Consider the following 26950-nt stretch of genomic DNA (forward strand, 5'->3'; position numbering starts at 1 on the left):
GCAATCAGCCGAGTTCGATGGGAACGAATATGCGCGCGTCGTTACGCTGGATCAGCAGTGCCACGTGCTTGCCGGCGCCGGCGACCTGCCTGCGCAAATCCTCGGCGTTGGTGACCGGCTTGCCGTTGACGGCGAGGATCACGTCGCCCTGCTCGATGCCGGCGCGCGCGGCTGGCCCGCTCGAATCCAGCACCAGCAGTCCGCCGCGCGTTTCCACTTCCTGCTGTTCCTGAGGGTTCAGCGGGCGGACGGCGACACCGAGCCGGCCACGGTCGGGCGAGCCCGATTCAGCGCTCGCCACCTGCGCCGGCTTCATCTCGCCGACGGTGACGGTGACCGAGCGCGCCTTGCCCTTGTGCCACACGTCCAGCGTCACTGCCTTGCCGGGCGGCACTGCGGCGACCCTGGATGGCAGCTCGGAGGAGGCGGCGACGGGCTGACCGTCGAACTTCAGGATGACGTCGCCCGCCTCCAGGCCCGCCTTGGCGGCCGGGCTGTCGGCCTCTACATTGCTCACCAGCGCGCCGCGCGCGGAGTCGAGACCGAAAGATTCGGCCAGCCCCTGATTGAGATCCTGGATGGCGACGCCGAGCCGGCCGCGCGTCACCTTGCCGTGCGCGAGCAACTGGTCCTTGACCTGCGCCGCGACGTTGATCGGGATCGCGAACGACAGGCCCTGGTAGCCGCCGGACTGGCTGAAGATCTGCGAGTTGATCCCGACCACTTCGCCCTTGAGGTTGAGCAGCGGCCCGCCGGAGTTGCCCGGATTGATGGCGACGTCGGTCTGGATGAAGGGAACATAGCCCTCGTCGGGCAGCGATCGCGACTTGGCCGACACGATGCCCGCGGTCACGCTGTTCTCGAAGCCGAAGGGCGAGCCGATGGCGAGCACCCAGTCGCCCACCTTGGTCTGCGTGGGGTCTCCCAGCGGCACGGTGGGCAGGTCGTGGGCGTCGATCTTGAGCACGGCCACGTCGGTCGGTTTGTCGACACCGAGTACCTTGGCCTTGAACTCCCGCTTGTCGGTCAACTTCACCGTGACCTGGCTGGCGTCCTCGACCACATGGGCGTTGGTCAGGATGACGCCGTCGGCGCTGATGATGAAGCCCGACCCCAGACCGCGCTTGACCTGTTCCCCCTGCGGTACCTGGAACTGCGGGCCGAAGCGGCGCAGGAAGTCGTAGAACGGATCGTTCGGATCGATGCGTCCGAAAGGCGACTGCATGCGGGCCGCCGTCTTGACGGTGCCTTCGACGCTGATGTTCACCACCGCGGGGCCGTACCGTTCGACGATGCTCTGGAAGTTCGGCAGCGCCATCACCGGTGCAGCGACCGTGCCTGCCACGGGTGCCACGGCGGTAATGGCGGGCGCACCGGATTCGGCGTGCGCCGAGCTGGCGAGATGTGCGCCCCCGTACGCGCCGACGAAGATGCTTGCGACGGCGGTGGCGAGGATGCTGAGCTTGATGGCTGTGGCTTTCATGTCTGCCTCCTTGTGCTGGAGCGGGTGGACTTCTCCCGCGACACTTGCAGACTAAAACCAGGCGACTTAACGCAAACTTAAGGCGGGTCAGCCTTTTCCGGAGGCGCCGGCAGGCGGGAAACCGACGGCGATGCGCAGGCCACCCAGCGGCGAGGTGTCGAGGACGAGACGTGCCTCGTGCCGGTCGGCGATGCTGCGCACGATCGCCAGCCCCAGGCCGGTGCCTGTCTGCTCCTGCCCGTTGCGGCGGTAGAAGCGGTCGAGCACGCGCTCGCGCTCGTCGGGGGGAATGCCGGGGCCACTGTCGCAGACCTCGATCCAGCAGCGCGGGTCGATGCCGCCGGCAGGATCCCGGCGCACGCCAACGTCGATGCGACCACCTTCCGGCGTGTAGCGGATGGCGTTGTCGATGAGGTTGCCAGCAAGCGTGCGCAGCGCGGCGGGGTCGCCCAGCACGACCGCACCATCGTCGAGCGCGTCCGCTCCCAGGTCGATGTTGCGCGCATCGGCCAGCGTCGCGTGATCCGCCAGAGTCTGGCGCGCGATGTCGGCCAGCGCCAGCCGTGCCTGCACGGCCGGCGGCGCGCTGCCGGGCTCCTGGCGCGCCAGCGTCAGCAACTGCTGCACCATGTGGGTGGCACGCTGCAATCCGGCGCGCAACTCGGCAAACGCAGCGGCGCGCGCGGCCGGATCGCCGGCACGCTCGCAAAGCTGCAACTGGATCTGCAAGGCGGCGAGCGGCGTGCGCAGCTCGTGCGCGGCGTCCGCAACGAAGGCGCGCTGCACAGCCAGCGCCTGGCCGAGGCGGTCGAGCAGGTGGTTCAGTGCGCGCACCAGCGGCTGAGCTTCGTCCGGCACGTGGTCGGCGCGCAGGGGTTCGAGGGAATCGGGGCGACGTGTCGCCACGTCGCGCGCAAGGCGTTCCAGCGGCCGCAGCCCGCGGCCAACGAGATACCAGATGAGGGCGCCGAATAGCGGCACCACTGCCAGCAGCGGCAACAGCGTGCGCAGCGCAGCGTCGGCGGCCATGCTGCTGCGCACCGACATCGGCTGCGCCACCTGGATGACACGGTCGCGCAGCGGCACCGAATACACGCGCCAGTCGCCCTCCGGTGTGCGCACGGTGCTGTAGCCGAGCTGTGCGAGCGAAGGCAGGGAGCTGTGCGGTCGCGACAGATAGAGCTGCACGCCGCTGCTGTCCCACACCTGGATGACGAAGTCGAGCGATTCTTCCGGCGGTGCAAGCGGTGTCGCCACCGGACCGCCGAACTGCTGGTCCCGCAGCGACAGGGCGAGCTGGCGCAACTGGTAATCCATCAGGCCGTCGATTTCCGCCCGGGCGGCGGTGTAGGTTGCCAGCGCGCCGGCAAGGAAGACTGCGACCAGCGCGGCAAGCAGGGACATCAGCAGGGTACGGCGCAGCGAGTTCATCACGCTCGTCCCGAAGTCACGCCGGCGGCCGGTCGGTAGAGGCTGGCACGAAATAGCCTACGCCGCGCAGGTTGCGGATCCACTCCGGCCCCAGCTTGCGGCGCAGCGCGTGGATATGGACTTCCACCGCATTGCTCTCTACTTCCTCGTCCCAGCCGTAGATGCGCTCCTCCAGTTGCGCGCGCGACAAGGGCTTGCCCGGCTGTTCGAGCAAGGCGCACAGGAGCGAGAACTCTCGCGCGGAAAGGCGCACGGCAGCCCCGTCCAGCGTCACCTGGCGGGTGGCAGGATCGACCTGCAGCCCGCGCAGCGTGATCAGCGGTGATGCGGTGCCGCGCTGCCGGCGCAGCAGGGCGCGCACGCGCGCACCCAGTTCGTCGAGGTCGAAGGGCTTGACCAGGTAATCGTCGGCACCGGCGTCGAGGCCGCGCACGCGGTCGGCGACAGCGTCGCGCGCCGTCATCACCAGCACCGGGACGGCCTTGCCGGCGCCGCGCAGGCGTCGCAGCAATTCGATGCCGTCGCGGCGCGGCAGGCCCAGATCGAGCAGCAGCAGTTCATAGGGATTGTCGGCGACGGCAAGTTCCGCGGCGACGCCGTCGCGTACCCAGTCCACCGTGTAGCCCTCGCCGCGCAGTGCCTGCTGCACGCCGGCACCGATCATGGGGTCGTCCTCGATGAGAAGCAGTCGCATTGCAGTCAGTCGGAGGGTAGCTGGGCTAACATGACCAAAGGTTACGCCGAAACCTTGCCGAGGTAGCCAAACATGACGCGTTTTGCCTTCCTCCTCGCCTCATCGTTCTTCCTGATGGCGAACGCCTGGCCGGCGGGCGCAGGCGACACTGACCCCGTGGATGACGCCGACGTGCGCGTCGAGCGCGCGGGGGATCATTTCACCGTCGACATGGTCGCGCATGCCCCGGTCGACATCGGGAGGGCATGGGTCGTGCTGACCGCATTCGAGCGCATGGCGGAGTTCGTGCCAAACCTGCGCCTGAGCGAAGTGGTCGGGCGCGACGAGGGCGTGATCCGCGTCAGGCAGGCCGGGCGAGCGCGATATGGGCCGTTCTCCGCGCAATTCGACTTCATGCGCGAGTTCACGCTGAGACCGCAGCGGGAAATCCGCGCCCACAGCGTGGGCGGCAACGTGCGGCGCATGGACAGCGTCATGATCCTCGACGAGGAGGGTGGGGGCACGCGCCTGCATTACCACGCCGAAGTGGAGCCGGCATTCTGGCTGCCGCCGCTTGTCGGACCCGCTTTCGTGCGCCATGAGACCGCCGAACAGTTCTCGGCGATGATTCGCGAGATGTTGCGAGCGCATTGAGGGCGGGCGGCCGCCGAACCGGCCGTTTCGCGCGCTGCCGCATTCAAGCCTTGCGCCTGACCTTGTAGAAGGCGAAGCCGCGGCCGTTATGCACGAGCTGCAGCAGTTCCGGGGCAGGGTTGTCCCACTCGTCGGGATCGGTCCCGAGAACCACCAGGTAGTCGTAGAACGCCGTCCATTTGTCCCAGTAGTGGCTGTCGCTGCCGGGCGCCGTGCCGTGGCTGGCGAGAATCACCTGGCTGATCGACGGCGTGTCGCCATCTTCGGTATCCACATGTTCGCGTGCACCTTCGCGCGCTTGCAGGATCTGCTTGCCGGGCACGACGAACAGGCGCGACACCAGCGCCGACCGCTCGATCACCGCCAGCGTGGGCGCATGGGACATCGCTGCGTCGATCGCGCTTTCAGGGAGGTTGTCCGCCTGCGTCACCAGCAGCCGTGAACCGGGCTGCATGGTGCGGAGCGAACTGCGCAACTCGAGCAGCGGATGGGAGATCGACGACCAGTTGACCGACACATCCACGACACGGAAGGCAATCGTGACCAGGCAGATGGCGAAGAAGGCATTCTGCCCTTCGAGCTTGCGCAGGTCGGTCGAGATGAAACCGAGCGTCATGAAGAAGATGCCGACGACGAGCCGCTCATCAGCCATCAGCGAGCCGAAAGCCATGCTGGGCATCGCAAGGAAGGCGAGCGTGAGCGAGATGGCAACAACGATGCCGGCGCGATGGAAGCGCACCAGTCCCCGGCGCATGGCGACGACGATCGCCCCCATGATCAGCGCGAGGAAAGGGATGTCCACCAGGTCCGAATACACCGACAGGAAACGGGTGACTGCGCCGAGCTTGCCTTGCGCTTCCCACACGTTCTCATGTGCCAGGCCCCAGGTCGGGCTGTGCAGCAGCAGGTAAAGCGCGGGCAGGAAAGGCAGGCCGAGCGCCAGCGCGCTGCCGATGAGCTTGCTGGGCCGCAGTGAGCCCGACGTCCACAGGCGCCAGGCTTCGAAACTCGCGATACCCAGGCCGTAGAGGCCGAGTGCCGACAGGTGGCAGACGTAGAGCACCGCGCAGAAGGCGAGGCTCGCCAGCGCGCGCAGCAACAGCGGCCGGTCGGCAAGCCGTATCCAGGTGGCCAGGCCGAACACCGCGACGCCGACGCCGAACAGGTAGTTCATCAGCCCGACGAACAGGAAGCCGTTGTAGACGAAGAGCCCGCCCACCAGCGGCCATGCCGACCATTGGCCGTACAGGGTGCGGTGCAGGAACATCGGCCCCAGTAGCAGGAGCAGCAGCGTGGCGCCGATGAAGATGCGCCCCGCGGTGTAGATGCCGACCCAGGACGCGAGGGTCGGCACGGTGAGGTCCATGATCAGGTTGGGGATCGGTGCCCAGGCGGCTTCGTAGTAGCCGGACAGCGAGGCGTTGGCGGGGATCTGCGACAGCGCGAACATGCGCGCGAGGTGGTTGGGGTAGTCCTCGAGTGGTGGCACGAGGGTGTAGAACAGCGGAACGAGGATCAGGGTGGCGACCAGCAGGGTCTGCTTGATGATCACCCACGGGCGTTCGGCGGTTACATCGGCGGCGGCGCCGACAAAGGGTATCGATCTGACGCTTTGCAATTTCGGTGCGGCCTCTCGGGGCCGGTTCTGGGGGTGACGAGGGAGCTCTTGAATCGCTGTCCGACGGAATGAATCAGGCCCCTTCGAGGGCTGCCGCGACCGCGGGATGCGCGACTTTACCACCTTGCAGGTTCAAGCCGGCAGCAAGATGCGGGTCGTCGGCGAGCGCGCGCTGGACACCCTTGTCCGCCAGGGCGAGGATGAAGGGCAGGGTGGCGTTGTTGAGCGCGAAGGTGGAACTGCGTGCGACCGCGCCCGGCATGTTGGCCACGCAGTAATGCACGATGCCATCGACGACATAGGTCGGATCGGCATGCGTGGTCGGGTGGCTGGTTTCGAAGCAGCCGCCCTGATCGATCGACACGTCGACCAGCACCGCACCTGGCTGCATGCGAGCCAGCCACTCGCGTGACACCAGGCGCGGGGTGCGCGCTCCGGGGACGAGCGCTGCGCCGATCAACAGATCGGCTTTAGGCACCAGCGCCTCGATCATGCCCGTGGTGGCGTGCCGGGTGCCGATGGCGCCGGCGAAGAGTTCGTCGAGACGGCGCAGGCGCTCGATCGAAGGGTCCATGACGATCACGTCGGCGCCCAGTCCGACTGCCATTCGGGCTGCGTTGTAACCGACGACGCCGCCACCGAGGATCACCACCCTTGCGGGCGCCACGCCCGGCACGCCGCCCAGCAGCACGCCGGCGCCGCCGCGTGGCTTTTCGAGGCAGGTCGCCCCGGCCTGGATCGCCATGCGGCCGGCAACTTCGCTCATCGGCGCCAGCAGGGGAAGCCCGCCCGACGGGCTGGTCACCGTCTCGTAAGCGATGGCCGTGGTCCCGGCTTCGAGCAGCCTCTTCGCCTGCTGCGGATCGGCGGCCAGGTGCAGGTAGGTGAACAGCGCGTGGTCGGCGCGCAACAGGCTGCACTCGTGCGGCTGCGGCTCCTTCACCTTGACGATGAGCTCGCTGCGGGCGAAAACCTCTTCGGGCGTAGCGACCACCTCGGCGCCGCTTGCGCGGTATTGCTCGTCGGTCAGGCCGATCGCGGCACCGGCACCCTGTTGCACGAGGACCTGGTGACCACGGGCGATGAGCTCGCGCACGCTGTGCGGCGTCGCGCCGACGCGGTACTCGTGCGTCTTGATTTCCTTCGGAACGCCGACACGCATGGCCGCCTCATCCGCCGATATAGGACATCTCGATCTTGCGCGCCGTGGGTGTCGCGGCAGTGCGGATCTCCGAGTAGCGGTCATCGCGCTGCTGCCAGACCGCGGCGATCGCGGCGTCGATGTGATCGTCGTCCGCGCCGCCGCGCAGCAGCGCCCGGAGGTCGTGGCCCTGCTGGGCGAACAGACAGGTGTAGAGCTTGCCCTCGGTTGACAGCCGCAGGCGCGTGCAGCTCGAGCAAAAAGCCTGGGTCACCGAGGAGATCACGCCGATCTCGCCGGCGCCGTCCCTGTAGCGCCAGCGTGCGGCGACTTCGCCCTGGTAGTTGGGCTCCACGGGCTCGAGCGGAAACAGCCGGTCGATGCGTGCGACGACGTCGCGCGAGGGCAGCACTTCGTCCATCTTCCAGCCGTTGGAGCTGCCGACGTCCATGAACTCGATGAAGCGCAGGATGTGGCCGCTATGACGGAAGTGGCTGGCCATCGCCTCGATGCCATGGTCGTTGGTGCCGCGCTTGACGACCATGTTCACCTTGATCGGCCCCAGGCCCGCGTCGCGCGCCGCGGCGATGCCTTCGAGCACGCGAGAGACGGGAAAGTCGGCGTCGTTCATGCGACGGAAAGTTTCGTCGTCCAGCGCATCCAGGCTGACGGTGACGCGGTGCAGACCGGCCTCCTTCAGCCGGCGCGCCAGCTTGGGCAGCAGCACGCCGTTGGTGGTGAGGGTCAATTCGACCCCGTCGAGCTCCGCCAGCATGGCGATGAGCCGCTCCAGGTCCTTGCGCAGCAAGGGCTCGCCGCCGGTGATGCGGATCTTGCGCACGCCGAGCGCGGCTGCGCGGCGTGCGACGCGGGTGATCTCCTCGAAGCTCAGGAGCTCCTCGCGCGGCAGGAACGGATAGTCGTTGCCGAACACCTCCCGCGGCATGCAATAGATGCAGCGGAAGTTGCAGCGGTCGGTGACGGAGATTCGCAGATCACGCAGGCTGCGGCCGCGCTGGTCAAGCGGCGCCCCCTCGCCCGACCGGTGTGTGCTGCCTGCAGCCAGGGCAAAAGGCGTCGCCGCTTCGCGGATGGGGATCACTTTCATGGGAAGAATGGCGCGTGTCATTGCAGGTGCCGTCATGGTGAACATGGCTGCGGCGCGGCGCATTGTCCGGCGTCAATCGGATGCAGCGCAGCAGCCTACTTGTGCGTCGACCGTCTCGCCCCAGGATGATTCGATTATCGGCAGCCGTCCCGACACACGCAAGGCGCTTGCCCTGCGTCGCGCTTGGGGGTAAAGATGGCAACGACGACACGGCGTACCGCCTGCCTTTCCCGGCACCCGGAGAACAAAACAACATGGCCGATCTTGCGCCGCTTCCTGCAACCGCCCTGCGCGCGAGTTGCGACCCTTCCCGTTTCAATTTCGATTCCACTGCCTCGCTGGCCGACCATGCGGGTGATCTCGGGCAGGCGCGCGCCGTCGAGGCACTGCAATTCGGCCTGGCGATGGGCCACAGCGGTTACCACGTCTTCGTGCTCGGCGAGCCCGGCAGCGGCAAGCACGCGACCACCTTCCGCCTGCTGCGCGCGCGCGCGGCCGCGGAGCCGGTGCCGCCCGATCTTTGCTACCTGCACAACTTTGACGAGCCGCTGCATCCGCGTCTGCTCACTCTTCCTGCGGGACGCGGCGCCGTGCTGCGGGCGCAGATGCAGACATTCATCCGCGAATTGGGCCCAGCGGTCGAATCCGCGCTCGGCAGCGACACACACAGCGACCGCGTGGAGGCGCTGCAGAACAACCACAAGGCGCGCGAGGAGGGGGCCCTGCGCGAACTGGGCCAGGCTTGCGGCGCTGAAGGCATTTCATTGCTGCAGACCCCGGAAGGCTTCGTCTTCGCACCCTCGCGCGATGGCGAGGTGCTGTCGCCGGAAGCGTTCGATGCGCTGCCACAGGCGGAACGCGATGAGATCGAGACCCGAGTGGGCGGCTGGAGCGACAAGCTCGAGGATCTGCTCAACGAGTTCCCCGGCTGGCGCAAGGCACTGCGCGAATCGATCGCGCGCGCCGAGCAGGAGGCGCTGGGCCCGGCCGTCTCGCATCTGCTGCGTGAGGTACGCGAGCGCCACGCCGACCTGCCCGAAGTACTGAGCTTCCTCGATGCGGTCAGCAAGGACGTGCTCGACAACGCCGTCAATGGCATCCCACAGGAAGAGGAAGAGGAGGAAGTCACCGAGCCGGACGACAACACACGCTTCCACCGTTACCAGGTGAAGCTGCTGGTCGATCACGCCACGTCGCAGGGAGCGCCGGTCGTGTTCGAGAACAATCCCGGCTATGGCAACCTGATCGGCCGCATCGAACACATCGTGCAGCAGGGCGCCCAGGTCACGCACTTCAACATGATCCGTGCCGGGGCGCTGCATCGCGCCAGCGGCGGCTACCTGGTCATCGATGCCGAACGCCTGCTGACCCAGCCGTTTGCCTGGGAAGGCCTCAAGCGCAGCCTGCGCAGTGGCGAGATCCGCATCGAGCCACCGGCCGAAGCGCAGGGCTGGAGTGGTGCGCTGACGCTGGAGCCGGAGGCGGTGCCCTGCGCGGTGAAGGTGGTGCTGATCGGCGACCGCGAGCTGTATTACCTGCTGATGGAGAACGACCCCGAGTTCGCCGACCTGTTCAAGGTCGCGGCCGACTTCGACGACGACATCCCGCGCACGCCGGAAAACGAATACGAATATGCGCGGCTCATGGCGCTGCTGGCGCGCGGCGCCAACCTGCTGCCCATCGACCGCGGCGGCGTGGCACGCCTGATCGAGGAGGCGGCACGGCTGGCCGAGGATGCGGCCAAACTGTCGCTCAACACACGTTCCTTGTCGGACCTGATGCGCGAGGCCGACCACCACGCCCGCCTCAATGGTCGCGAGACGACTGGCCGCGCTGAAGTCGAGGCGGCGATCGCCGCGCGCGCTCGGCGCTGCAGCCGCTACCCGCAGCGCGTGCTCGAGTCCATGCTGGACGGTACGACCCTGATTTCCACCGAGGGCGCACGCGCCGGCCAGATCAACGGCCTGGTAGTGGTGGAACTGGCGGGCGAGCGCTTCGGCTACCCGGTCCGCATCACCGCGACGGTGCGTCTGGGCGAGGGCGACGTGGTGGACATCGAACGCGAGGCCGAGCTTGGCGGCGCGATCCACTCCAAGGGGGTGATGATCCTGTCGGCCTTCCTCGCGGCCCGCTACGCGCGCCACCAGCCGCTGTCGTTGTCGGGCAGCCTGGTCTTCGAGCAGTCGTACGGTATGGTGGAGGGCGATTCGGCCTCGCTGGCCGAGCTGTGCGCGCTCTTGTCGGCGCTCGCCCAGGTGCCCATCCAGCAACGCTTCGCGATCACAGGCTCGGTGAACCAGTTCGGCGAAGTGCAGGTCATCGGCGGCGTCAACGAGAAGATCGAAGGTTTCTTCGACCTGTGCAAGGCGCGAGGCCTGGACGGCAGTCACGCCGTCGTGATCCCGGCCGCCAGCGTGCGCCACCTGATGCTGCGCGACGACGTGGTGCGGGCGGCGCGCGACGGACTGTTCCACATCCACGCCATCGGAACCGTGGACGAGGCGATGACGGTGCTGACCGGCATTCCGGCCGGCGAGCCGGACGCCAAGGGGGTCATCCCGCGCGGCACGCTGAATCACAAGGTGGCCTCGGTGCTGGCCGAAATGACCGCCGCACGCCGCGCCCACGACGATGCCGAAGGTCACAAGCCGCTCGGCCACCAACACCGGCAGCGTCATGGGGCTTCGTGACTCAGGCCAGCGAGAGATCAAAAAGGAAATGTAACCAGAGCGGGATCGGAAGGCGGTGCATGAGCCGGAACTGGACCGGACAGACTCCCGCCTCAGGTCATCGTCGAGGGCTCGGTGCCGGTCGATGCGTGGAGCTTGATCTTCAGTGCCTTGATCACCTTCAGGATCGTCGAAAACTCCGGGTTGCCGGCGGGCGAAAGCGCCTTGTACAGGCCTTCGCGCGTGATCCCGGTGGCCTTCGCCAGTTGCGTCATCCCTTGAGCCCGGGCGATGTCATTGAGCGCGGCACGCACGACGCTGCCATCACCCGGATCTTCTTCAAGGCAGGCGTCCAGATACATCGCCATGTCTTCCTCGGATCGAAGGTGATCGACAGGGTCCCAACGCGAAAATTGTTCGGTCATCCCTTCCACTCCTTCGCAATCTCGATCGCTCGTTTGATATCGGCGTCCTGGGTACTTTTGTCGCCACCGGCAAGCAGCACAACGACGATCGGGCCATGCTGCAGGTAGTAGAGGCGGTAACCAGGGCCGTAATCGATACGAATTTCGCTGACACCGTCTCTGAGCGGCTTGGCATCGCCAAAGTTGCCGGTTTCTGCCACACGGCGGATTCGCGCGTTGATGCGCATGACTGCGGCTCGATCCTTCAGCTTGGCGAGCCAGCGCGAGAAGCTCGCACTCTGAACGATTTCATGCATGGATCGAGTGTAGTCCATGGGTTACAGTGTCGCAACATGACCCGCAGGATGGTGCCTATGCGATGCGCCAGCCTATCCGTTCGGGCCCTGCGACCTCGACGGCGGCGAGGGTTGCTGCTGCACATGGGAAGCCATCTTCGAAGAGGAGGCCCGTGGACTGGTCTGGCGCTGGCCGAAAGTGCGCCACCCGTCCGCCGGCCCGCATATCGCGCGGGCGCCTGAACCTCTGACGATGGAGAGGCTGCGCGCGACCGGCGCCTTTCTTGGCGCTGACGAAGCAACCATTCAGGCCGCTGCGCGAATCGCGGACTTGTTGCCCAAGGACGAGCCGTCAGCGCGCGGACTGGTTGCCACGTTCGTGCGAGCGGTGAAACGGCTTCTCCAGTAGGCTGGGCGCTGCGGCGCTCAGGTTTCTTGCGTTTGCGCCTTGGGCACGTTGAGTCATGACCAAGAGTAAGGCGGCAGCGAAGACAAGACTGTCCGAGCGCGGCTCGAAATTTCTTCGTCCACGAAGTGGCTCGATGAGACGACGACGAAGCTCGATGAGCTTAATAACAAGTCGCACGACGAGGCGGCGAAGAGCGCGGACGGCAGGCGCGGATCGACGTGCTGGCGCGCGGCGGAGCTTTTCGGGGACGTGGTGCGATCGTGCCAAAAGCCGACCAAGCTGCGCCCGCTGACGGCGGCGATCGTGAAAAAGGCCAGCATCCGTGGCCACGAAGTGGCGCTGGATTACTGGCCTGAAAGCATTGTGAATGCCATCGGCGGTTCACAGTGCGAGGTAACTTGGCTCCCCGACCTGGGCTCGAACCAGGGACCTACGGATTAACAGTCCGGCGCTCTACCGACTGAGCTATCGGGGAAAAACTCGGTTGTAATGCTGACTTGCTGTTCCTTGGAGAAACACCAAGTTGTGAAAACTTGGCTCCCCGACCTGGGCTCGAACCAGGGACCTACGGATTAACAGTCCGGCGCTCTACCGACTGAGCTATCGGGGAACAGAGGCGCGCATTCTAGGTAGTACGCGCGCTTTCGTCAAGGAAGCTGCGATGATTTTTGTCATCGCCGGCGTTCCCGTCCGGTCAGGCCTTCACGACCTGGCCGATTGCCTTGGCAACGTAACCGATGTTCTTCGAGTTCAGCGCTGCAAGGCAGATGCGGCCGGTGGACACGGCGTAGATGCCGAACTCGCTCTTCAGCGTCTCGACCTGCGCGGCGCTGAGGCCGGTGTAGGAGAACATGCCGCGCTGCTTGATGACGAAGGAGAAATCCTGCGCCACGCCTGCGGCCTTGAGCTGCTCCACCAGCCCGGTGCGCATCGCGCGGATGCGCTCGCGCATGCCGCCCAACTCGTCTTCCCACATCTGGCGCAGTTCGGCCGAGTTCAGCACCGCCGCGACGATCGCGCCGCCATGCGTGGGTGGGTTGGAGTAGTTGGTGCGGATCACGCGCTTCAGTTGCGACAGCACGCGGGCCGATTCGTCCTTGCTGGCGGTGATGATCGACAGCGCGCCGACGCGCTCGCCATACAGCGAGAAGCTCTTCGAGAACGAGCTCGAGATGAAGAACTGCAGGCCGCTGGCCGAGAAGGCACGCACCGCGACGGCATCAGGTTCGATGCCGTCAGCGAAACCCTGGTAGGCCATGTCGAGGAAGGGCACCAGGCCGCGGCCGCGGCAGACGTCGACCACGTCGTTCCACTGTGCGTCGCTGAGGTCGGCGCCGGTCGGGTTGTGGCAGCAGGCGTGCAGCACGACCACCGAGCCCGGCTGCAGCGTGTCGAGCTTGGCCTTCATGGCGGCGAAGTTCACGCCGCGGGTCTCGGGCTCGTAGTATGGGTAGTTCTCGACCGGGAAGCCGGCGGCTTCGAACAGGGCGCGGTGGTTCTCCCAGCTCGGGTCGGAGATATACACGGTGGCGCCGGGCAGCAGGCGCTTGATGTAATCGGCGCCGATCTTCAGCGCGCCGGTGCCGCCCAGCGCCTGGGCGGTGACGACCTTGCCTTCGGCGATGAGGGCGGATTCCTTGCCGAACAGCAGGTTCTGCACCGCGTTGTTGTAGGCGGCGGGGCCTTCGATCGGCTGGTAGCCACGGGCGGGAGCGGCTTCGAGGCGGGCCTTCTCGGCGCTGCGTACTGCTGCGAGCAGCGGGATCTTGCCGTTGTCGTCGTAATAGACGCCCACGCCGAGGTTGACCTTTTCAGCACGGGTGTCGGCGGCGAAGGCCTCGTTCAGGCCAAGGATCGGGTCACGGGGCGCCATCTCGACGGCGGCGAAGATCGAAGCGGACATATCGACTCCAGTTGTTCCAGTTGTGCTGGCGTGTCTGCGCGCCTCGGGCCGACGGTGAGCCGTGCCTTGCGGCGCGATTTGGGAAATAATCGCTGCTTTCGCGTGCGAGCACCGGCTTGGTGCAGGCGGTCGAAAAAACAAGCGGAAATTTTAGCATGGCGAGTCAAGGCAGTAGCGCGACGAAGCAACCTGAAGGTGCGCCGGGCAGCGGGGTACAGGTGCTCACCTTCGAGGGCAGCCCCTTCCGCCTGCACCAGCCCTTTCCGCCCGCGGGCGACCAGCCCGAGGCGATCCGCCTGCTGTGCGAAGGGGTGGAAGACGGGCTGATGTACCAGACCCTGCTCGGCGTGACCGGCTCGGGCAAGACCTACACCATGGCCAACGTCATCGCCCGCATGGGGCGCCCGGCCCTGGTGCTGGCGCCGAACAAGACGCTGGCCGCGCAGTTGTATGCCGAGTTCAAGGAGTTCCTGCCGGAGAACGCAGTCGAGTACTTCGTCAGCTACTACGACTACTACCAGCCCGAGGCCTACGTGCCGTCGCGCGATCTGTTCATCGAGAAGGACTCGTCGATCAACGAGCACATCGAGCAGATGCGGCTGTCGGCGACCAAGAGCCTGATGGAGCGGCGCGATGTGGTGATCGTGGCGACGGTGTCGTGCATCTACGGCATCGGCGACCCGGTCGATTACCACGCGATGATCCTGCACCTGCGCGAAGGCGAGCGCATGGCGCACCGCGACCTGATCCAGCGCCTGGTGGCGATGCAATACACGCGCGCCGACATCGACTTCCGCCGTGGCACCTTCCGCGTACGCGGCGACGTCATCGACGTGTTCCCGGCAGAAAACGCCGAGCTGGCGGTGCGCATCGACATGTTCGACGACGAGATCGAGCACCTGACGCTGTTCGATCCCCTGACCGGTCACCTCAAGCACAGGCTGGCGCGTTTCACCGTGTATCCCTCCAGCCACTACGTGACGCCGCGCGCCACCGTGCTGCAGGCGATCGAGGCGATCAAGGAGGAACTGCGTGAACGCGTAGCCTTCTTCCAGCGCGACGGCAAGCTCGTCGAGGCGCAGCGCATCGAGCAGCGCACCCGCTTCGACCTCGAGATGTTGAACGAGATGGGCTTCTGCAAGGGCATCGAGAATTACTCGCGCCATCTGTCCGGCCGTGGTCCGGGCGAGCCGCCGCCGACCCTGATCGATTACCTGCCGCCGGACGCGCTGCTGTTCATCGACGAGTCGCACGTCGCCATCGGCCAGGTGGGCGGCATGTACAAGGGCGATCGGTCGCGCAAGGAGAACCTCGTCGGCTACGGTTTCCGCCTGCCGTCGGCGCTCGACAACCGGCCGCTCAAGTTCGACGAGTTCGAGCGCCTGATGCCGCAGACCGTCTTCGTCTCCGCCACGCCGGCCAAGTACGAGGAGGAGCACCAGGGCCAGGTGGTGGAACAGGTGGTGCGCCCGACCGGCCTGATCGACCCGATGGTGGAGGTGCGCCCGGCGATGACCCAGGTCGACGACCTGCTGTCGGAGATCAAGAAGCGGCTGGACGTGAACGAGCGCGTGCTGGTCACCGTGCTGACCAAGCGCATGGCGGAGGACCTTACCGACTACCTTGCCGACAACGGCATCCGGGTGCGTTACCTGCACTCGGACATCGACACGGTGGAGCGCGTCGAGATCATCCGCGACCTGCGCCTGGGGGAGTTCGACGTGCTGGTGGGCATCAACCTGCTGCGTGAAGGCCTGGACATTCCGGAGGTGTCGCTGGTCGCGATCCTCGATGCGGACAAGGAGGGCTTCCTGCGCTCGGAGCGCTCGCTGATCCAGACCATCGGTCGCGCCGCGCGCCACCTGCACGGCACGGCGATCCTGTACGCCGACCGCATCACCGACTCGATGAAGGCGGCGATCGGCGAAACCGAGCGCCGGCGCCAGAAGCAGATCGCCTACAACGAAGCCAACGGTATCGTGCCCAAGTCGGTCACCAAGCGCATCAAGGACATCATCGACGGTGTCTATGATTCGGACGGTGCGAAGCGCGATGCCGCACGCGTCGCCGAGAAGGATGCCGACTATGCGGTGATGGACGAGAAGGCGCTGGCGCGGGCCATCAAGCGCCTGGAAAAGGAGATGCAGGAGCACGCCCGCAACCTGGAATTCGAAAAAGCCGCTGCAGCGCGCGACGAGCTGTTCAAGCTGCGCCAGCGCGCGTTTGGCGCAGACCAGCACGGCAGCACATGAGGGAGAGAAAAATGACTAGGGTGCTTTTCGTATGCACCGGCAACATCTGCCGTTCGCCGACGGCAGAAGGCGTGGCGCGCCACTTCATCGAAGTGAGAGGCCTGAGTGACCGCATCGTCGTCGATTCGGCCGGCACGAACGGCTACCACGTCGGCGAGGCGCCTGATCCGCGCACGCAGAAGGCGGCCCTGCGGCGTGGTTACGATCTTTCGAAACTGCGTGCGCGCAAGCTGGAGCATTTCGACTTCCAGCGCTTCGACCTGCTCCTGGCGATGGACCGTGGCCACCTCGACATCATGCGCCGCGCCTGCCCGGAACCCTACAAGGGGCGCCTGGATCTGCTGATGCGCTACGCCCGCGACAGCGAATTCGACGAGGTGCCCGACCCGTACTACGGCGGCCCGACGGGTTTCGACGCGGTGCTCGACATGTGCGAGGACGCCGTGCAGGGGCTCCTGGACGACATCCTGAAGCGCGCCTGAGGCACAGTCACTGCCGCTGATGAAGCTGAGCCGCGATCGGTCACCCGATCGCGGCTCTCGTCACTGGTTCAGCAGACGTGATCGCTCCCTCGAACCTTCGCCCGAGGGAGCGCGGCCTTATTTGTGCGTCTCGACCTGCTGCAGCGGCTCGTCCACGATCACCGGCGCGGGGCGCGGCTTGCGGCCGAGGCGGAGCGGCGCTTCGGGCGCGCCGGTGCCGAACTGCGCCTGCTTGCTCGCATCGGTTTCGATCATGATCAACCCGGCTTCGGCGACGACGTGGCCGACGTCCATGGTGGCAGCCGACGGTTTCGCCTCGATGGGTTCGGCTTCGGCTGCCTGAGGCTGAGCCTCGGTCGGCGTGACGGCCTCGCCCGCAAGCGTTTCCGCGGCGGCAGTTTCGGCGGTGCGCGTTTCTGCCTGAGCGCCGGCAGCGGGTTCGGTGCTGGCCGCCAGCTCCGGCTCCGCAACCGCAGGGGCTTCCGTCGTGGCGATCTCGACTGCCTTCTCCGTTTGCGCTTCGGCGGCATGTTCGACTGCCGGGGCTGATTGCGCAGGCGCGGTCACCGCAACCGGGAGCGGTGCCTCGACGGTCGGTTCGGCAGGCGGTTCGACAGCAGGCGACACGGCGATCGGCAGTGGCGCAGCCTCGGCGGGCAACGTAGTCGCCGCGGCCTCAGCCGCGATCGGCGCCACGGCCGGCGCAGCCTCAACTTGGCTTTCGGCCGCGGCGGCGGTTGCAGGCGTCGAGGTGAATTCCTCGACGGCAGCTTCAGCAGCGGCGGGTGTCGGTTCGGCTGCGACGGTGGCGGCGAAAGTTTCAGCGGTTTCGTCGCCAGCCGCTTCTCCGCCTTCTTCCGCCAGCGTGGTGACGCCGGCAGCCTCGCCCGCGCGTCGGCCACGGCCACGGCCCCGGCGGCGGCGCTTCTCGGGCTGCATCCCTTCTTCGGGAGTGCTGCCCTCGCTGGTGACGGTGCCTTCCTCCGGCGCGAGCGCTGCCGCGGCCTCCGAGGCAGCGGCCGCAGTTGCCGCCGCCGCGGCGGCAACTTCGCTCAAGGCCGGGCTTGCCGGTTTCTCGGTGCTGTCTTCCGGACGCGCGTTGCGCGGACCACGACCCCGGCCGCGATTACCGCCTTCGGTCCGCTCGGCACGCTCGGTACGCTCGGTACGCTCGCCGCGTTCCAGGCGCTCGCCTGCCTGGGCGGCGCGCTGGGGCTTCTCGGCCTGTTCCACGCGTTCGCCACGCTCAGGACGGCTGCTGCGGCCGGCCTGGGAGTCAGTGTCGCGCTCACGCCGGTTACGATTGCCGTTGCCGCGGCGTCCGTCGCCACTGCGCTCGCTGCGCGGACGCGGTTCGCGCTTCGGTTCGGTCTCCACCGCAGGGACGGGAGCCGGTGTCGCAGCACGTTCGCCACGCAACCAGCCGAGGATGCGGCCGATGAGTCCGGGGCGCTGGCTGGGGGGCTCGACCGGCGCGACGGCCGGCTCGGGACGCGCCTCGGGCATTGGCGCCGGTTGGCTGGGGGCAATGCCTTTCACCGCAGCTTCCTGGCGCACGGGCTTGTCGCTGGCCTTGCCAGGCAGGCGCTGTTCGGTTTCCTCGGGCTTCTGCACCATCTGGTAGCTCGCCAGCGCGATGTCCTCGGTGTTGAGCTGATCGTGGCGCAAGCGGATGATCTCGTGCGCCGGTGTCTCGAGGTGGCGGTTCGGCACGATGATGAGCTGCACCTTGTGGCGCATCTCGATGCGGGCGATGTCGACGCGCTTCTCGTTGAGCAGGAAGGTGGCGACATCGACCGGCACCTGCAGGTGCACCGCGCCGGTGTTCTCCTTCATCGCTTCCTCTTCGAGGATGCGGATGATGTGCAGCGCGGAAGATTCGGTGCTGCGGATGTGGCCGGTGCCGTTGCAGCGCGGGCAGGTGATGTAGCTCGTCTCGGCCAGCGCCGGACGCAGGCGCTGGCGCGACAGCTCGAGTAGGCCGAAGCGGCTGATCTTGCCGGTCTGCACGCGGGCGCGGTCGTGGCGCAGGGCATCGCGCAGGCGGTTTTCCACCTCGCGCTGGTTCTTCTGCGACTCCATGTCGATGAAGTCGATGACGATGAGGCCGCCGAGGTCGCGCAGGCGCAACTGGCGGGCGATCTCGTCGGCCGCCTCGAGGTTGGTGCGCAGTGCGGTTTCCTCGATGTCGGCGCCCTTGGTGGCGCGGCCGGAGTTCACGTCGATCGACACCAGCGCCTCGGTGTGGTCGATGACCACCGCGCCGCCCGAGGGCAGGCCGACCTGGCGGGAATACGCGGATTCGATCTGGTGCTCGATCTGGAAGCGCGAGAACAGCGGGACGTCGTCCGAGTAGCGCTTGATCTTGGCGACGTTGTTCGGCATCACGTGCGCCATGAACTGGCGCGCCTGCTCGAAGATGTCGTCGGTGTCGATCAGGATCTCGCCGATGTCGGGCTGGAAGTAGTCGCGGATCGCACGGATCACCAGGCTGCCTTCCTGGTAGATCAGGAAGGCGCCGCTCTGGCCCTGCGCCGCGCCTTCGATGGCGGTCCACAGTTGCAGCAGGTAGTTGAGGTCCCACTGCAGCTCTTCGGCGCTGCGGCCGATCGCGGCGGTTCGCGCGATCAGGCTCATGCCCTGCGGCACGTCGAGCTGGTCCATGTTTTCACGCAGCTCGGCGCGCTCGTCACCCTCGACGCGGCGGGAGACACCGCCGCCGCGCGGGTTGTTCGGCATCAGCACGAGGTAGCGGCCGGCGAGCGAGATGTAGGTCGTCAGCGCCGCGCCCTTGTTGCCGCGCTCGTCCTTCTCGACCTGGACGATGAGCTCCTGACCTTCCCTCAGGGCTTCCTTGATGGATGCTTTGCCGGCGTCGACGCCGGGCTGGAAGTAGGAGCGGGAAATCTCCTTGAACGGCAGGAAGCCGTGCCGGTCCGCGCCGTAATCGACGAAAGCCGCCTCGAGGCTGGGCTCGATGCGGGTGATGACCGCCTTGTAGATGTTGCTCTTGCGTTCTTCTTTTGCGGCCGATTCGATATCGAGGTCGATCAGTTTCTGACCGTCCACGATCGCGACGCGCAGTTCCTCGGCCTGCGTCGCATTGAAAAGCATGCGCTTCATTTGATCCTTCTCCCGCGCAGGTCACACGGGCAGGACGAACGGCGCGCACCATCGCGCTTTCCGGGGTCAGGAGCGATCGGTTAGGGCTGCTGCTTTCATCCGGTTTTGGTAAGGGCTGTGATGGGTCGGCTGGTCGAAATTCTCTTGTCCCCGCCCGGATGCCGTTTCGGACGAGCGGGCCGGGACATTTGATCCTGCTTGTGCCTGCTTTGATTTAGGCGTTTAAGTCCAGTTGTTGGGCTGGACCAGTGTGTCGTACTGGCTTGTTTGCGTTACCATCGGCGCCTTTTTTGGCCTTGGATGGCACGCGGCGAAGAAGCCGGGAGCGCTCTTCAGGGCTCGTCGCCAGCAGTTTGCCTCGCATCCGACGGTTCTCGCGGGCGAGGCACTTGGCTGACTGAAACCGGATTCAACGGCGCAGAAGTATATTTCATGACGACGACAGAAGGCAAAGCGATTGCAGTGCGCCATGAGCGCATCGACGAGGCCGCGGCCGGTCAGCGCATTGACAATTTCCTGCTGCGCGTGGCGAAAGGGGTTCCCAAGAGCCATGTGTATCGCATCCTGCGCAGTGGCGAGGTGAGGGTGAACGGTGGCCGCGTGCAGCAGACCTATCGCCTGCAGGCGGGCGACGAGGTGCGCATTCCGCCGCTGCGCACCGCCGAGCCGACGCGCTCGGCGCCAGCCCCGCTGGGCAAGCCGTTGCCGGTGGTGTACGAGGACGACGCCATCCTGGTGATCGACAAACCGTCGGGCAAGGCGGTGCATGGCGGCAGCGGGGTGAGCTACGGCGTGATCGAGCAGTTGCGCGCGCAGCGGCCGGAGTTGCGCATGCTCGAGCTTGCGCACCGCCTCGACCGCGAAACGTCGGGCCTGCTGATCGTCGCCAAGAAGCGCTCCGCGCTCACCGCGCTGCACGACATGATGCGCGAAGGCAGGGTCGAGAAGCGCTACCTGACGCTGGTGCCCGGGCGCTGGGCGAATCCGCTGCAGCATGTGAAGGTTGCGCTGCACAAATACCTCACGCCCGAGGGCGAGCGCCGGGTGCGGGTCAGCGACGAGGGCAAGCCGGCGCACAGCGTGGTGCGTCTGGTGAAGCGCTGGGCGGACTACAGCCTGCTCGAAGTGGAACTGAAGACCGGGCGCACGCATCAGATCCGCGTGCATCTGGCGCATCTGGGTTTTCCGCTCTGCGGCGACGACAAGTACGGCGACTTCGCGCTCAACAAGCGGCTGGAGGGCGAAGGGCTGAAGCGCATGTTCCTGCACGCGGCGAAGCTCAGCTTCGACCACCCGCTGACGGGCGAGCGGCTCAGCTTCGAGGCGCCCTTGCCGGAGGAGTTGCAGCGCTTCGTCGATGGACTGGATTCGAGACGGGGAAGGGCAAATGGCTGATCGCTTCGATCTCATCGTGTTCGACTGGGATGGCACGCTGATGGATTCGGCGGGCGCGATCGTGCGCGCCATCGTCGCTTCGTGCCGCGACCTGGGGCTGCCTGAGCCGCCGGAGGAGCGGGCGCGCTACGTCATCGGGCTCGGCCTGGGCGATGCGTTGCGACACGCAGTGCCGGAACTGGCCGAAAGCGACTACCCGCGCATGATCGAGCGTTATCGACACCACTACCTCTCGAGCGACCATGAACTGACGCTGTTTCCTGGCGTGGCCGACACGCTGGCCTGGCTGTCGGAGCAGGGTCGCATGCTCGGCGTGGCGACCGGAAAGAGCCGCCTGGGGCTCAACCGGGCGCTGGGTCACTCGGGCCTGGCCAGCTATTTCCACAGCACGCGCTGCGCCGATGAATGCTTCTCCAAGCCGCATCCGGCAATGCTGGAGCAGATCATGGACGAACTGTCAGTGGAGCCCGCGCGCACGTTGATGGTCGGAGACACCACGCACGACCTGCTGATGGCGAGGAACGCGGGCGTGGCCTCGCTTGCAGTGAGCTTCGGCGCCCATCCGGCCGAAGTGCTGCGGGCCGAGGCGCCGCTCGATTGCGTGGGTACGCCGGCAGAACTGGGGCGCTGGTTGAGGCAGCACGCCTGAGTCTGCCGGACGGCGCGGCGACGGCTCAGGCCAGCAGCAGGAAGAGCGTCGGGCGTTTCGCCAGCGCTGGCTTCGCCGTTCGCCGCCAGTCGCCGACGCTGCGCGTGAGCAGGAATTCGTTGCTGGTGCTCAGGTCGCAGGCGACGCACAGGCGCGTGCCGGGCCGGCACGCGCGGAGCAAGGCCTCGAACATGCGCTCGTTGCGGTATGGCGTTTCGATGAAGATCTGCGTGCGCTGCTGCGTACGGGATTCGACTTCCAGCGCGCGGATGCGCTCGTCGCGCTCCGCTTCGGCGACCGGCAGGTAGCCGTGGAAGGCGAAGCTCTGTCCGTTCAGTCCCGAGCCCATCAGGCCGAGGAGGATGGAAGACGGCCCCACCAGCGGCACGACGCGGATGCCGAGCGCGTGGGCGCGCGCCACCAGGCGGGCGCCGGGGTCGGCGACCGCCGGGCAGCCTGCGTCGGACATCAAGCCGATGTCGTCGCCGGCCAGCGCCGGGGCGAGCAGGGCGTCGATCGCTGCCTCGGGGGCGTTGGCGGGGTCGGCGGGCAGTTCGCGTACGTCGGTGTCGCGCAGCGGATGCGGAAAGTCCAGTTGCTTGAGGTGCGCCCGGGCGCTGCGCGCGGTCTCGACGACGAAATGCCTCAGGCGTGCGGCGATGGCCTGCGCCTGCTGCGGCAGGAAGCTTTGCCACGGCGCGTCACCGAGGGCGACCGGGACGAGGTAGAGCGTCCCGGTCGGTGTCGAGGGTTCCGCGGCGTTCATGGCAGTTGGACGCCTTCGGCGCGCAGCATGCGTGACAGTGCGATCAGTGGCAGGCCGATCAGGGCCGTGGGGTCGTCGCCCGACAAGGCTTCGAGCAGCGAGATGCCCAGGCCCTCGGACTTCGCGCTGCCGGCGCAGTCGAGCGGACGCTCCGTCGCGACGTAGCGGCGGATCTCGTCGTCGGACAGGTCGCGGAATCGCACCAGGGTCGGCACGCCTTCGCACTGGATGCGCCCGCTGCGGGTGTTGATCAGCGCGAGCGCCGTGTGAAAGACGACGGTGCGCCCCCGCATGCGTTGCAACTGGGCGACCGCGCGCTCCTCGGTGCCGGGCTTGCCGAACACCTCGCTGCCGAGATGAGCGACCTGGTCGCTGCCGATGATCAGGGCGTCGGGAAAGGAGGGCGCCACGGCCCGGGCCTTTTCGACTGCGAGGCGTTCCGCCGTGGCGGACGGAGTCTCGCCAGGCAGCGGCGTCTCGTCCGTTTCCGGTCGCGCGGTCTCGAAGCTGATCATCAGGCGCTCGAGCAGCTGCTTGCGATAGGTGGACGTGGAGGCGAGGACGAGTTGCATCTCGGGATATCCGGAATTGAACGGGCCGGGATTGAAGCGGTGGGAGGCGTGGCAAGCCGCGAAAGCGTTCACAAGGCGAGCGCCCTGCGACAGTTGCGTCATAATCATCTTGCGCAGCCTTTGACATCAACGCGAAAAAAATCATATCATGCGCGGCTTATGTCGCAACATGGCGCTACCTCGACGACCATTGCCGATCCGTTTCGGTTCGCTGCCGATGGTCGCCACATCGATGCTGAAGTCGAAGTGGCAAAGCTGGAACGCCTGGCCGACAGCCTGGCCGATACGGCGGGTGTGCTGCGCTTCAGCGTCGAGGGTTCGCTCGACGAGGAACGTCGTCCCCGCCTGCGGCTCGTTGTTGGCGGGAGTTTGACCTTGCGCTGCCAGCGTTGTCTTGGTGGGCTGCAGTGGCCGGTCGATATCGAGGTTTTGCTGCAACCGGTGCGTGAAGGGGAGGAGATCCCCGACGAGGAGCTGGAAGACGATGAGGTCGATGCGCTGGAGGTCGGCAGCGATCTCGACGTGATCGGCCTCGTCGAGGAAGAGGTGCTCCTGGCGTTGCCGATTGCGCCGCGACACGATGATTGCCAACCGCCTCGCCCCGATGGCGGGGTGCAGAAGGAATCGCCTTTCGCCGGGCTCGCCGCGCTGCGCGTCGGCAAGAAGGCGTAGGCGCAACTTTTTTGATTCAGGAGTCATTCCATGGCCGTTCAGCAGAACAAGAAGTCCCCGTCCAAGCGCGGCATGCACCGTGCGCACGATTTCCTCACCGGTCCGGCGCTGGCCGTCGAGGCGACCACGGGTGAGGTTCATCTCCGTCACCACATCAGCCCCAACGGTTTCTACCGGGGCAAGAAGGTCCTCAAGACCAAGGGTGAATAAGGCTCAAGCCTGATACAAGGGCGGCGCCCGGCGCATGACGCGCCGGCGCCGCTTTTTTTGTCCGACGTTCTCCCTGTAATCACACGAGATGCCGATGGGTGTCACGATTGCAATCGATTGCATGGGTGGCGATCACGGTCCGTCCGTGACCGTGCCTGCTGCGCTTTCCTTCCTGCGCAGCCATCCTGATGCGAACGCGGTCCTGGTGGGTCGCGAGGAAGTCTTGCGGCCGCTGATCGCCAGCGAAGCTGCCCGCTTTGGAGACAGGCTGCGGCTGCAGCCGGCTTCCGAGGTCGTCACCATGGAAGATCCGCCTGCCATTGCGATGCGCAGCAAGAAGGATTCGTCCATGCGCGTCGCCATCGATCTGGTGAAGGACGGGCGAGCCGATGCCGCCGTGTCTGCCGGCAACACCGGCGCACTGATGGCGATTTCCCGCTTCGTGCTGAAGACCCTGCCTGGCATCGATCGCCCTGCCATCGCCACCGTCTTGCCTTCGCAGAAGGGGCATACCTACGTCCTCGATCTTGGCGCCAATGTGGACTGCTCGGCGGAACACCTGCTGCAGTTCGGCGTGATGGGGGCGATGCTCGTCGCCGCCATCGAGCACAAGGAGCGACCGAGCGTCGGCCTGCTCAACATCGGCGAGGAAGTGATCAAGGGCAACGACGTGGTCAAGGAAGCGGGCGAACTGCTGCGCAACAGCGGCCTCAACTTCTATGGCAACGTCGAGGGCAATGACATCTTCGAGGGTACGGTGGACGTCGTCGTCTGTGACGGCTTCGTCGGCAACGTCGCGCTCAAGACGTCGGAAGGGCTGGCGCAGATGATCGGCGTCTTCCTCAAGGAAGAGTTCAAGCGTAGCCTGCTGACCCGGGCGATGGCGGTCGTCGTGCTGCCGGTGCTCAGGCGCTTCAAGCAGCGCGTCGACCACAGGCTTTATAACGGTGCGCCGCTGCTCGGCCTGCGCGGCGTGGTGCTGAAGAGCCATGGTTCGGCCGATGCGCTGGCGTTCGAGAATGCGCTGGCACGTGCGGCCGAGGCGGCTTCCAACAGGCTGCTCGAGCGCATTTCCGAACGTATGGCGAGCATGAACGAGGAAAAGGCATGATCTACGCACGGATCGCCGGAACCGGCAGCTATCTGCCGGGTAATCCAGTCAGCAATGACGATCTGGTGGCGCGCGGCATCGACACGTCAGACGAATGGATCGTGACCCGGTCGGGCATCCACAGCCGCCATCTCGCCGCGGCCGATGTGGGGGCCAGCGACCTCGCGCGGGTCGCCGCCGAGCGCGCGATCGAGGCGGCAGGCTGTGAAGCCGACGACATCGATCTCATCATCGTCGCCACCTCAACGCCGGACTACATCTTTCCCAGCACCGCGGCCATGGTTCAGGCCAAGCTCGGGATCCGCAATGGCGGCGCAGCCTTCGATGTGCAGGCGGTGTGCAGCGGCTTCGTTTATGCACTGACCGTCGCGGAGAAATTCATCCGTTCAGGCAGCCACAAGCGCGCGCTGGTGATCGGGGCGGAAGTGTTCTCGCGCATCCTGGACTGGTCGGATCGGGCCACCTGCGTCCTGTTCGGCGACGGCGCCGGAGCGGTGGTGCTCGAAGCCTCGGAGCAGCCGGGCATCCGCGCGTCCTCGCTGCATGCCGACGGCAGCCATCATCCCATCCTGTGCGTGCCGGGCGGCGTGGCCTCCGGTCAGGTGATCGGCGACCCTTTCCTGCGCATGGACGGCCAGGCGGTGTTCAAGTTCGCGGTGAAGGTGCTGGGCGACGTGGCGCACGAGGTGCTCGAGCAGGCAGGCGAGGCCGCGGACAGCTTGGACTGGCTGATTCCGCACCAGGCCAACATCCGCATCATCCAGGCCACCGCGAAGCGGCTGGGGCTACCGATGGAGCGCGTCATCACCACCGTCGGCCACCATGGCAACACCTCGGCGGCCTCCATTCCGCTGGCGCTTGACGAGGCGGTTCGTGGCGGCCAGGTGCGTCGCGGCCAGCGCCTGATCATCGAAGGCGTCGGTGGCGGTTTCACCTGGGGCGCGGCCCTGATCGATTTCTGAGTTTCCCCATTTTTTCTGACAAGCGGAGAACAGCATGGCATTCGCGCTGGTTTTTCCCGGCCAGGGTTCGCAGTCGGTCGGCATGATGGCCGCCTATGGTGATTCGGCCGTGATCCGTGACACTTTTGCCGAGGCTTCGGAGGCGCTTGGCGAGGACTTGTGGGCGATGGTCGGCGAGGGGCCTGCCGAACGACTCGCGCTCACCGTCAATACGCAGCCGTTGATGCTGACCGCAGGGGTTGCGACCTATCGTGCATGGCTGGCGGCGGGTGGCCTGCAGCCGGCGATGGTGGCGGGACACAGCCTGGGCGAATATTCCGCGCTGGTCGCGGCGGGCGCGATTGCCTTCAAGGACGCGGTTCCGCTGGTCCGCTTCCGCGCGCAAGCGATGCAGGAGGCGGTGCCGGCCGGGGAAGGCGCGATGGCTGCGGTGATGGGGCTGGAGCCGGACGCGGTGCGCGATGCCTGCGCCGAAGCGGCGCAGGGCGAGGTCGTCGAGGCGGCCAACCTGAACGCACCGGGACAGATCGTCATCGCCGGTGCCAGGGCGGCGGTGGAGCGCGCGAGCGAGATCGCCAAGGCCAAGGGCGCCAAGCGTGCGGTGCTGCTGCCGGTGTCCGCTCCCTTCCATTGCGCGCTGATGCGTCCGGCCGCGGAACGCCTGGCCGAGCGTCTGGCCGATGTGGCGATCGCGCGACCCGGGATCGATGTCATCAACAACGTTGACGTTGCGGTGTACGATGATCCCGAGAGGATTCGCGATGCCTTGGTGCGCCAGGCGTATTCCCCGGTGCGTTGGATCGAGTTGGTCCAGGAGATGGCCCGCCGTGGCATGAGCCACGTCATCGAGTGCGGCCCCGGGAAGGTGCTCGCCGGCATGACCAAGCGCATCGCCAAGGAAGTGGAAGGGGGTTCGGCGCACGATGCGGCCAGCCTCGAACAATCGATTGCGGCAGTGAGGTAAGCA

24 protein-coding genes and 2 tRNA genes are annotated in these 26950 nt (G+C 66.6%); 11 read left to right on the forward strand and 15 right to left on the reverse strand.

Annotated elements, in window-relative coordinates:
- Positions 1-4: 4 nt before the first annotated feature.
- The 3 genes from GH664_RS13495 to GH664_RS13505 form a co-directional block, all read right to left on the reverse strand.
- On the reverse strand, positions 5-1483 hold the full coding sequence (locus GH664_RS13495; protein WP_153168606.1) for a DegQ family serine endoprotease: 1479 nt from the start codon (positions 1481-1483) through the stop codon (positions 5-7).
- 87 nt (positions 1484-1570) lie between these two features.
- Positions 1571-2914: an ATP-binding protein gene (locus tag GH664_RS13500; protein ID WP_153168607.1), complete on the reverse strand. Its 1344-nt coding sequence runs from the start codon at positions 2912-2914 to the stop codon at positions 1571-1573.
- Positions 2915-2930: 16 nt separating this feature from the next.
- Positions 2931-3608: a response regulator gene (locus GH664_RS13505; protein ID WP_153168608.1), complete on the reverse strand. Its 678-nt coding sequence runs from the start codon at positions 3606-3608 to the stop codon at positions 2931-2933.
- Between the two features lie 72 nt (positions 3609-3680).
- On the opposite strand from GH664_RS13505, the gene GH664_RS13510 reads away from it, so the two are divergent.
- Complete coding sequence (locus GH664_RS13510; RefSeq protein ID WP_153168609.1) at positions 3681-4241, forward strand: SRPBCC family protein; 561 nt, start codon at positions 3681-3683, stop codon at positions 4239-4241.
- Positions 4242-4284: 43 nt separating this feature from the next.
- On the opposite strand, the gene GH664_RS13515 is transcribed toward GH664_RS13510, so the two are convergent.
- From GH664_RS13515 to moaA, 3 genes are all read right to left on the reverse strand, one after another.
- The gene (locus GH664_RS13515; RefSeq protein ID WP_153168610.1) at positions 4285-5793 is read right to left on the reverse strand and encodes a hypothetical protein; all 1509 of its coding nucleotides are present in this window, start codon (positions 5791-5793) and stop codon (positions 4285-4287) included.
- Between the two features lie 139 nt (positions 5794-5932).
- A complete protein-coding gene (gene ald / locus GH664_RS13520) occupies positions 5933-7021 on the reverse strand; it encodes an alanine dehydrogenase (protein WP_153168611.1) in 1089 nt (362 codons plus the stop codon).
- Positions 7022-7028: 7 nt separating this feature from the next.
- Positions 7029-8108 carry a GTP 3',8-cyclase MoaA gene (gene moaA, locus GH664_RS13525; protein WP_153168612.1) on the reverse strand — a complete coding sequence of 360 codons (1080 nt, stop codon included), beginning with the start codon at positions 8106-8108 and terminating at the stop codon, positions 7029-7031.
- Positions 8109-8362: 254 nt separating this feature from the next.
- On the opposite strand from moaA, the gene GH664_RS13530 reads away from it, so the two are divergent.
- Complete coding sequence (locus GH664_RS13530) at positions 8363-10798, forward strand: Lon protease family protein (RefSeq protein ID WP_153168613.1); 2436 nt, start codon at positions 8363-8365, stop codon at positions 10796-10798.
- A 92-nt stretch (positions 10799-10890) separates the two neighbouring features.
- Here the strand turns inward: GH664_RS13530 and GH664_RS13535 are convergent, their stop codons facing one another.
- The 6 genes from GH664_RS13535 to GH664_RS13560 all read right to left on the reverse strand — a co-directional run bounded on the left by GH664_RS13535 (position 10891) and on the right by GH664_RS13560 (position 13789).
- A complete protein-coding gene (locus tag GH664_RS13535; RefSeq protein ID WP_153168614.1) occupies positions 10891-11202 on the reverse strand; it encodes an addiction module antidote protein in 312 nt (103 codons plus the stop codon).
- Positions 11199-11498, reverse strand: a complete 300-nt coding sequence (locus tag GH664_RS13540) for a type II toxin-antitoxin system RelE/ParE family toxin (protein WP_153168615.1) — start codon at positions 11496-11498, stop codon at positions 11199-11201. The genes GH664_RS13535 and GH664_RS13540 overlap by 4 nt, the downstream gene beginning before the upstream one ends.
- A 441-nt stretch (positions 11499-11939) precedes the next feature.
- The gene (locus GH664_RS13545) at positions 11940-12206 is read right to left on the reverse strand and encodes a hypothetical protein (protein ID WP_153168616.1); all 267 of its coding nucleotides are present in this window, start codon (positions 12204-12206) and stop codon (positions 11940-11942) included.
- 79 nt (positions 12207-12285) lie between these two features.
- Positions 12286-12361 (reverse strand) — tRNA-Asn (locus GH664_RS13550).
- A 59-nt stretch (positions 12362-12420) separates the two neighbouring features.
- A tRNA-Asn gene (locus GH664_RS13555) sits at positions 12421-12496 on the reverse strand.
- A gap of 84 nt (positions 12497-12580) precedes the next feature.
- Positions 12581-13789: an amino acid aminotransferase gene (locus GH664_RS13560; RefSeq protein WP_153168617.1), complete on the reverse strand. Its 1209-nt coding sequence runs from the start codon at positions 13787-13789 to the stop codon at positions 12581-12583.
- Positions 13790-13944: 155 nt separating this feature from the next.
- Here GH664_RS13560 and uvrB point away from each other — a divergent pair, with 155 nt between their 5' ends.
- Positions 13945-16041 (forward strand): excinuclease ABC subunit UvrB, encoded by a 2097-nt coding sequence (gene uvrB / locus GH664_RS13565; protein WP_153168618.1) that lies wholly within the window; start codon positions 13945-13947, stop codon positions 16039-16041.
- Positions 16042-16052: 11 nt separating this feature from the next.
- Positions 16053-16523, forward strand: coding sequence for a low molecular weight protein-tyrosine-phosphatase (locus tag GH664_RS13570; protein ID WP_153168619.1), 471 nt, complete (start codon positions 16053-16055; stop codon positions 16521-16523).
- 117 nt (positions 16524-16640) lie between these two features.
- Here GH664_RS13570 and GH664_RS13575 read toward each other — a convergent pair whose 3' ends face one another.
- Positions 16641-19646, reverse strand: coding sequence for an Rne/Rng family ribonuclease (locus GH664_RS13575; RefSeq protein ID WP_153168620.1), 3006 nt, complete (start codon positions 19644-19646; stop codon positions 16641-16643).
- Between the two features lie 432 nt (positions 19647-20078).
- On the opposite strand from GH664_RS13575, the gene GH664_RS13580 reads away from it, so the two are divergent.
- Positions 20079-21041 (forward strand): RluA family pseudouridine synthase, encoded by a 963-nt coding sequence (locus tag GH664_RS13580; protein WP_153168621.1) that lies wholly within the window; start codon positions 20079-20081, stop codon positions 21039-21041.
- Complete coding sequence (locus tag GH664_RS13585) at positions 21034-21690, forward strand: HAD family hydrolase (RefSeq protein ID WP_153168622.1); 657 nt, start codon at positions 21034-21036, stop codon at positions 21688-21690. Before GH664_RS13580 ends, GH664_RS13585 begins: the two co-directional genes overlap by 8 nt.
- A gap of 25 nt (positions 21691-21715) precedes the next feature.
- Here GH664_RS13585 and GH664_RS13590 read toward each other — a convergent pair whose 3' ends face one another.
- Positions 21716-22456 (reverse strand): SAM-dependent methyltransferase, encoded by a 741-nt coding sequence (locus tag GH664_RS13590; RefSeq protein ID WP_153168623.1) that lies wholly within the window; start codon positions 22454-22456, stop codon positions 21716-21718.
- Positions 22453-23028 (reverse strand): nucleoside triphosphate pyrophosphatase, encoded by a 576-nt coding sequence (locus GH664_RS13595; RefSeq protein ID WP_153168624.1) that lies wholly within the window; start codon positions 23026-23028, stop codon positions 22453-22455. Before GH664_RS13595 ends, GH664_RS13590 begins: the two co-directional genes overlap by 4 nt.
- On the opposite strand from GH664_RS13595, the gene GH664_RS13600 reads away from it, so the two are divergent.
- The 5 genes from GH664_RS13600 to fabD all read left to right on the forward strand — a co-directional run bounded on the left by GH664_RS13600 (position 23023) and on the right by fabD (position 26947).
- Entirely contained in the window at positions 23023-23700 is a 678-nt protein-coding gene (locus GH664_RS13600; RefSeq protein WP_308445454.1) for a YceD family protein, read from the forward strand. The genes GH664_RS13595 and GH664_RS13600 overlap by 6 nt on opposite strands.
- A gap of 30 nt (positions 23701-23730) precedes the next feature.
- A complete protein-coding gene (gene rpmF, locus GH664_RS13605) occupies positions 23731-23910 on the forward strand; it encodes a 50S ribosomal protein L32 (protein WP_153168625.1) in 180 nt (59 codons plus the stop codon).
- Positions 23911-24004: 94 nt separating this feature from the next.
- Entirely contained in the window at positions 24005-25021 is a 1017-nt protein-coding gene (gene plsX / locus GH664_RS13610) for a phosphate acyltransferase PlsX (protein ID WP_153168626.1), read from the forward strand.
- The gene (locus tag GH664_RS13615) at positions 25018-25983 is read left to right on the forward strand and encodes a beta-ketoacyl-ACP synthase III (RefSeq protein ID WP_153168627.1); all 966 of its coding nucleotides are present in this window, start codon (positions 25018-25020) and stop codon (positions 25981-25983) included. Before plsX ends, GH664_RS13615 begins: the two co-directional genes overlap by 4 nt.
- A gap of 34 nt (positions 25984-26017) precedes the next feature.
- A complete protein-coding gene (fabD, locus tag GH664_RS13620; protein WP_153168628.1) occupies positions 26018-26947 on the forward strand; it encodes an ACP S-malonyltransferase in 930 nt (309 codons plus the stop codon).
- The last annotated feature ends 3 nt before the right edge of the window (positions 26948-26950 follow it).

The sequence above is a fragment of the Thauera sp. 2A1 genome, from assembly GCF_009469595.2.
Classification (GTDB): Bacteria; Pseudomonadota; Gammaproteobacteria; order Burkholderiales; family Rhodocyclaceae; genus Thauera.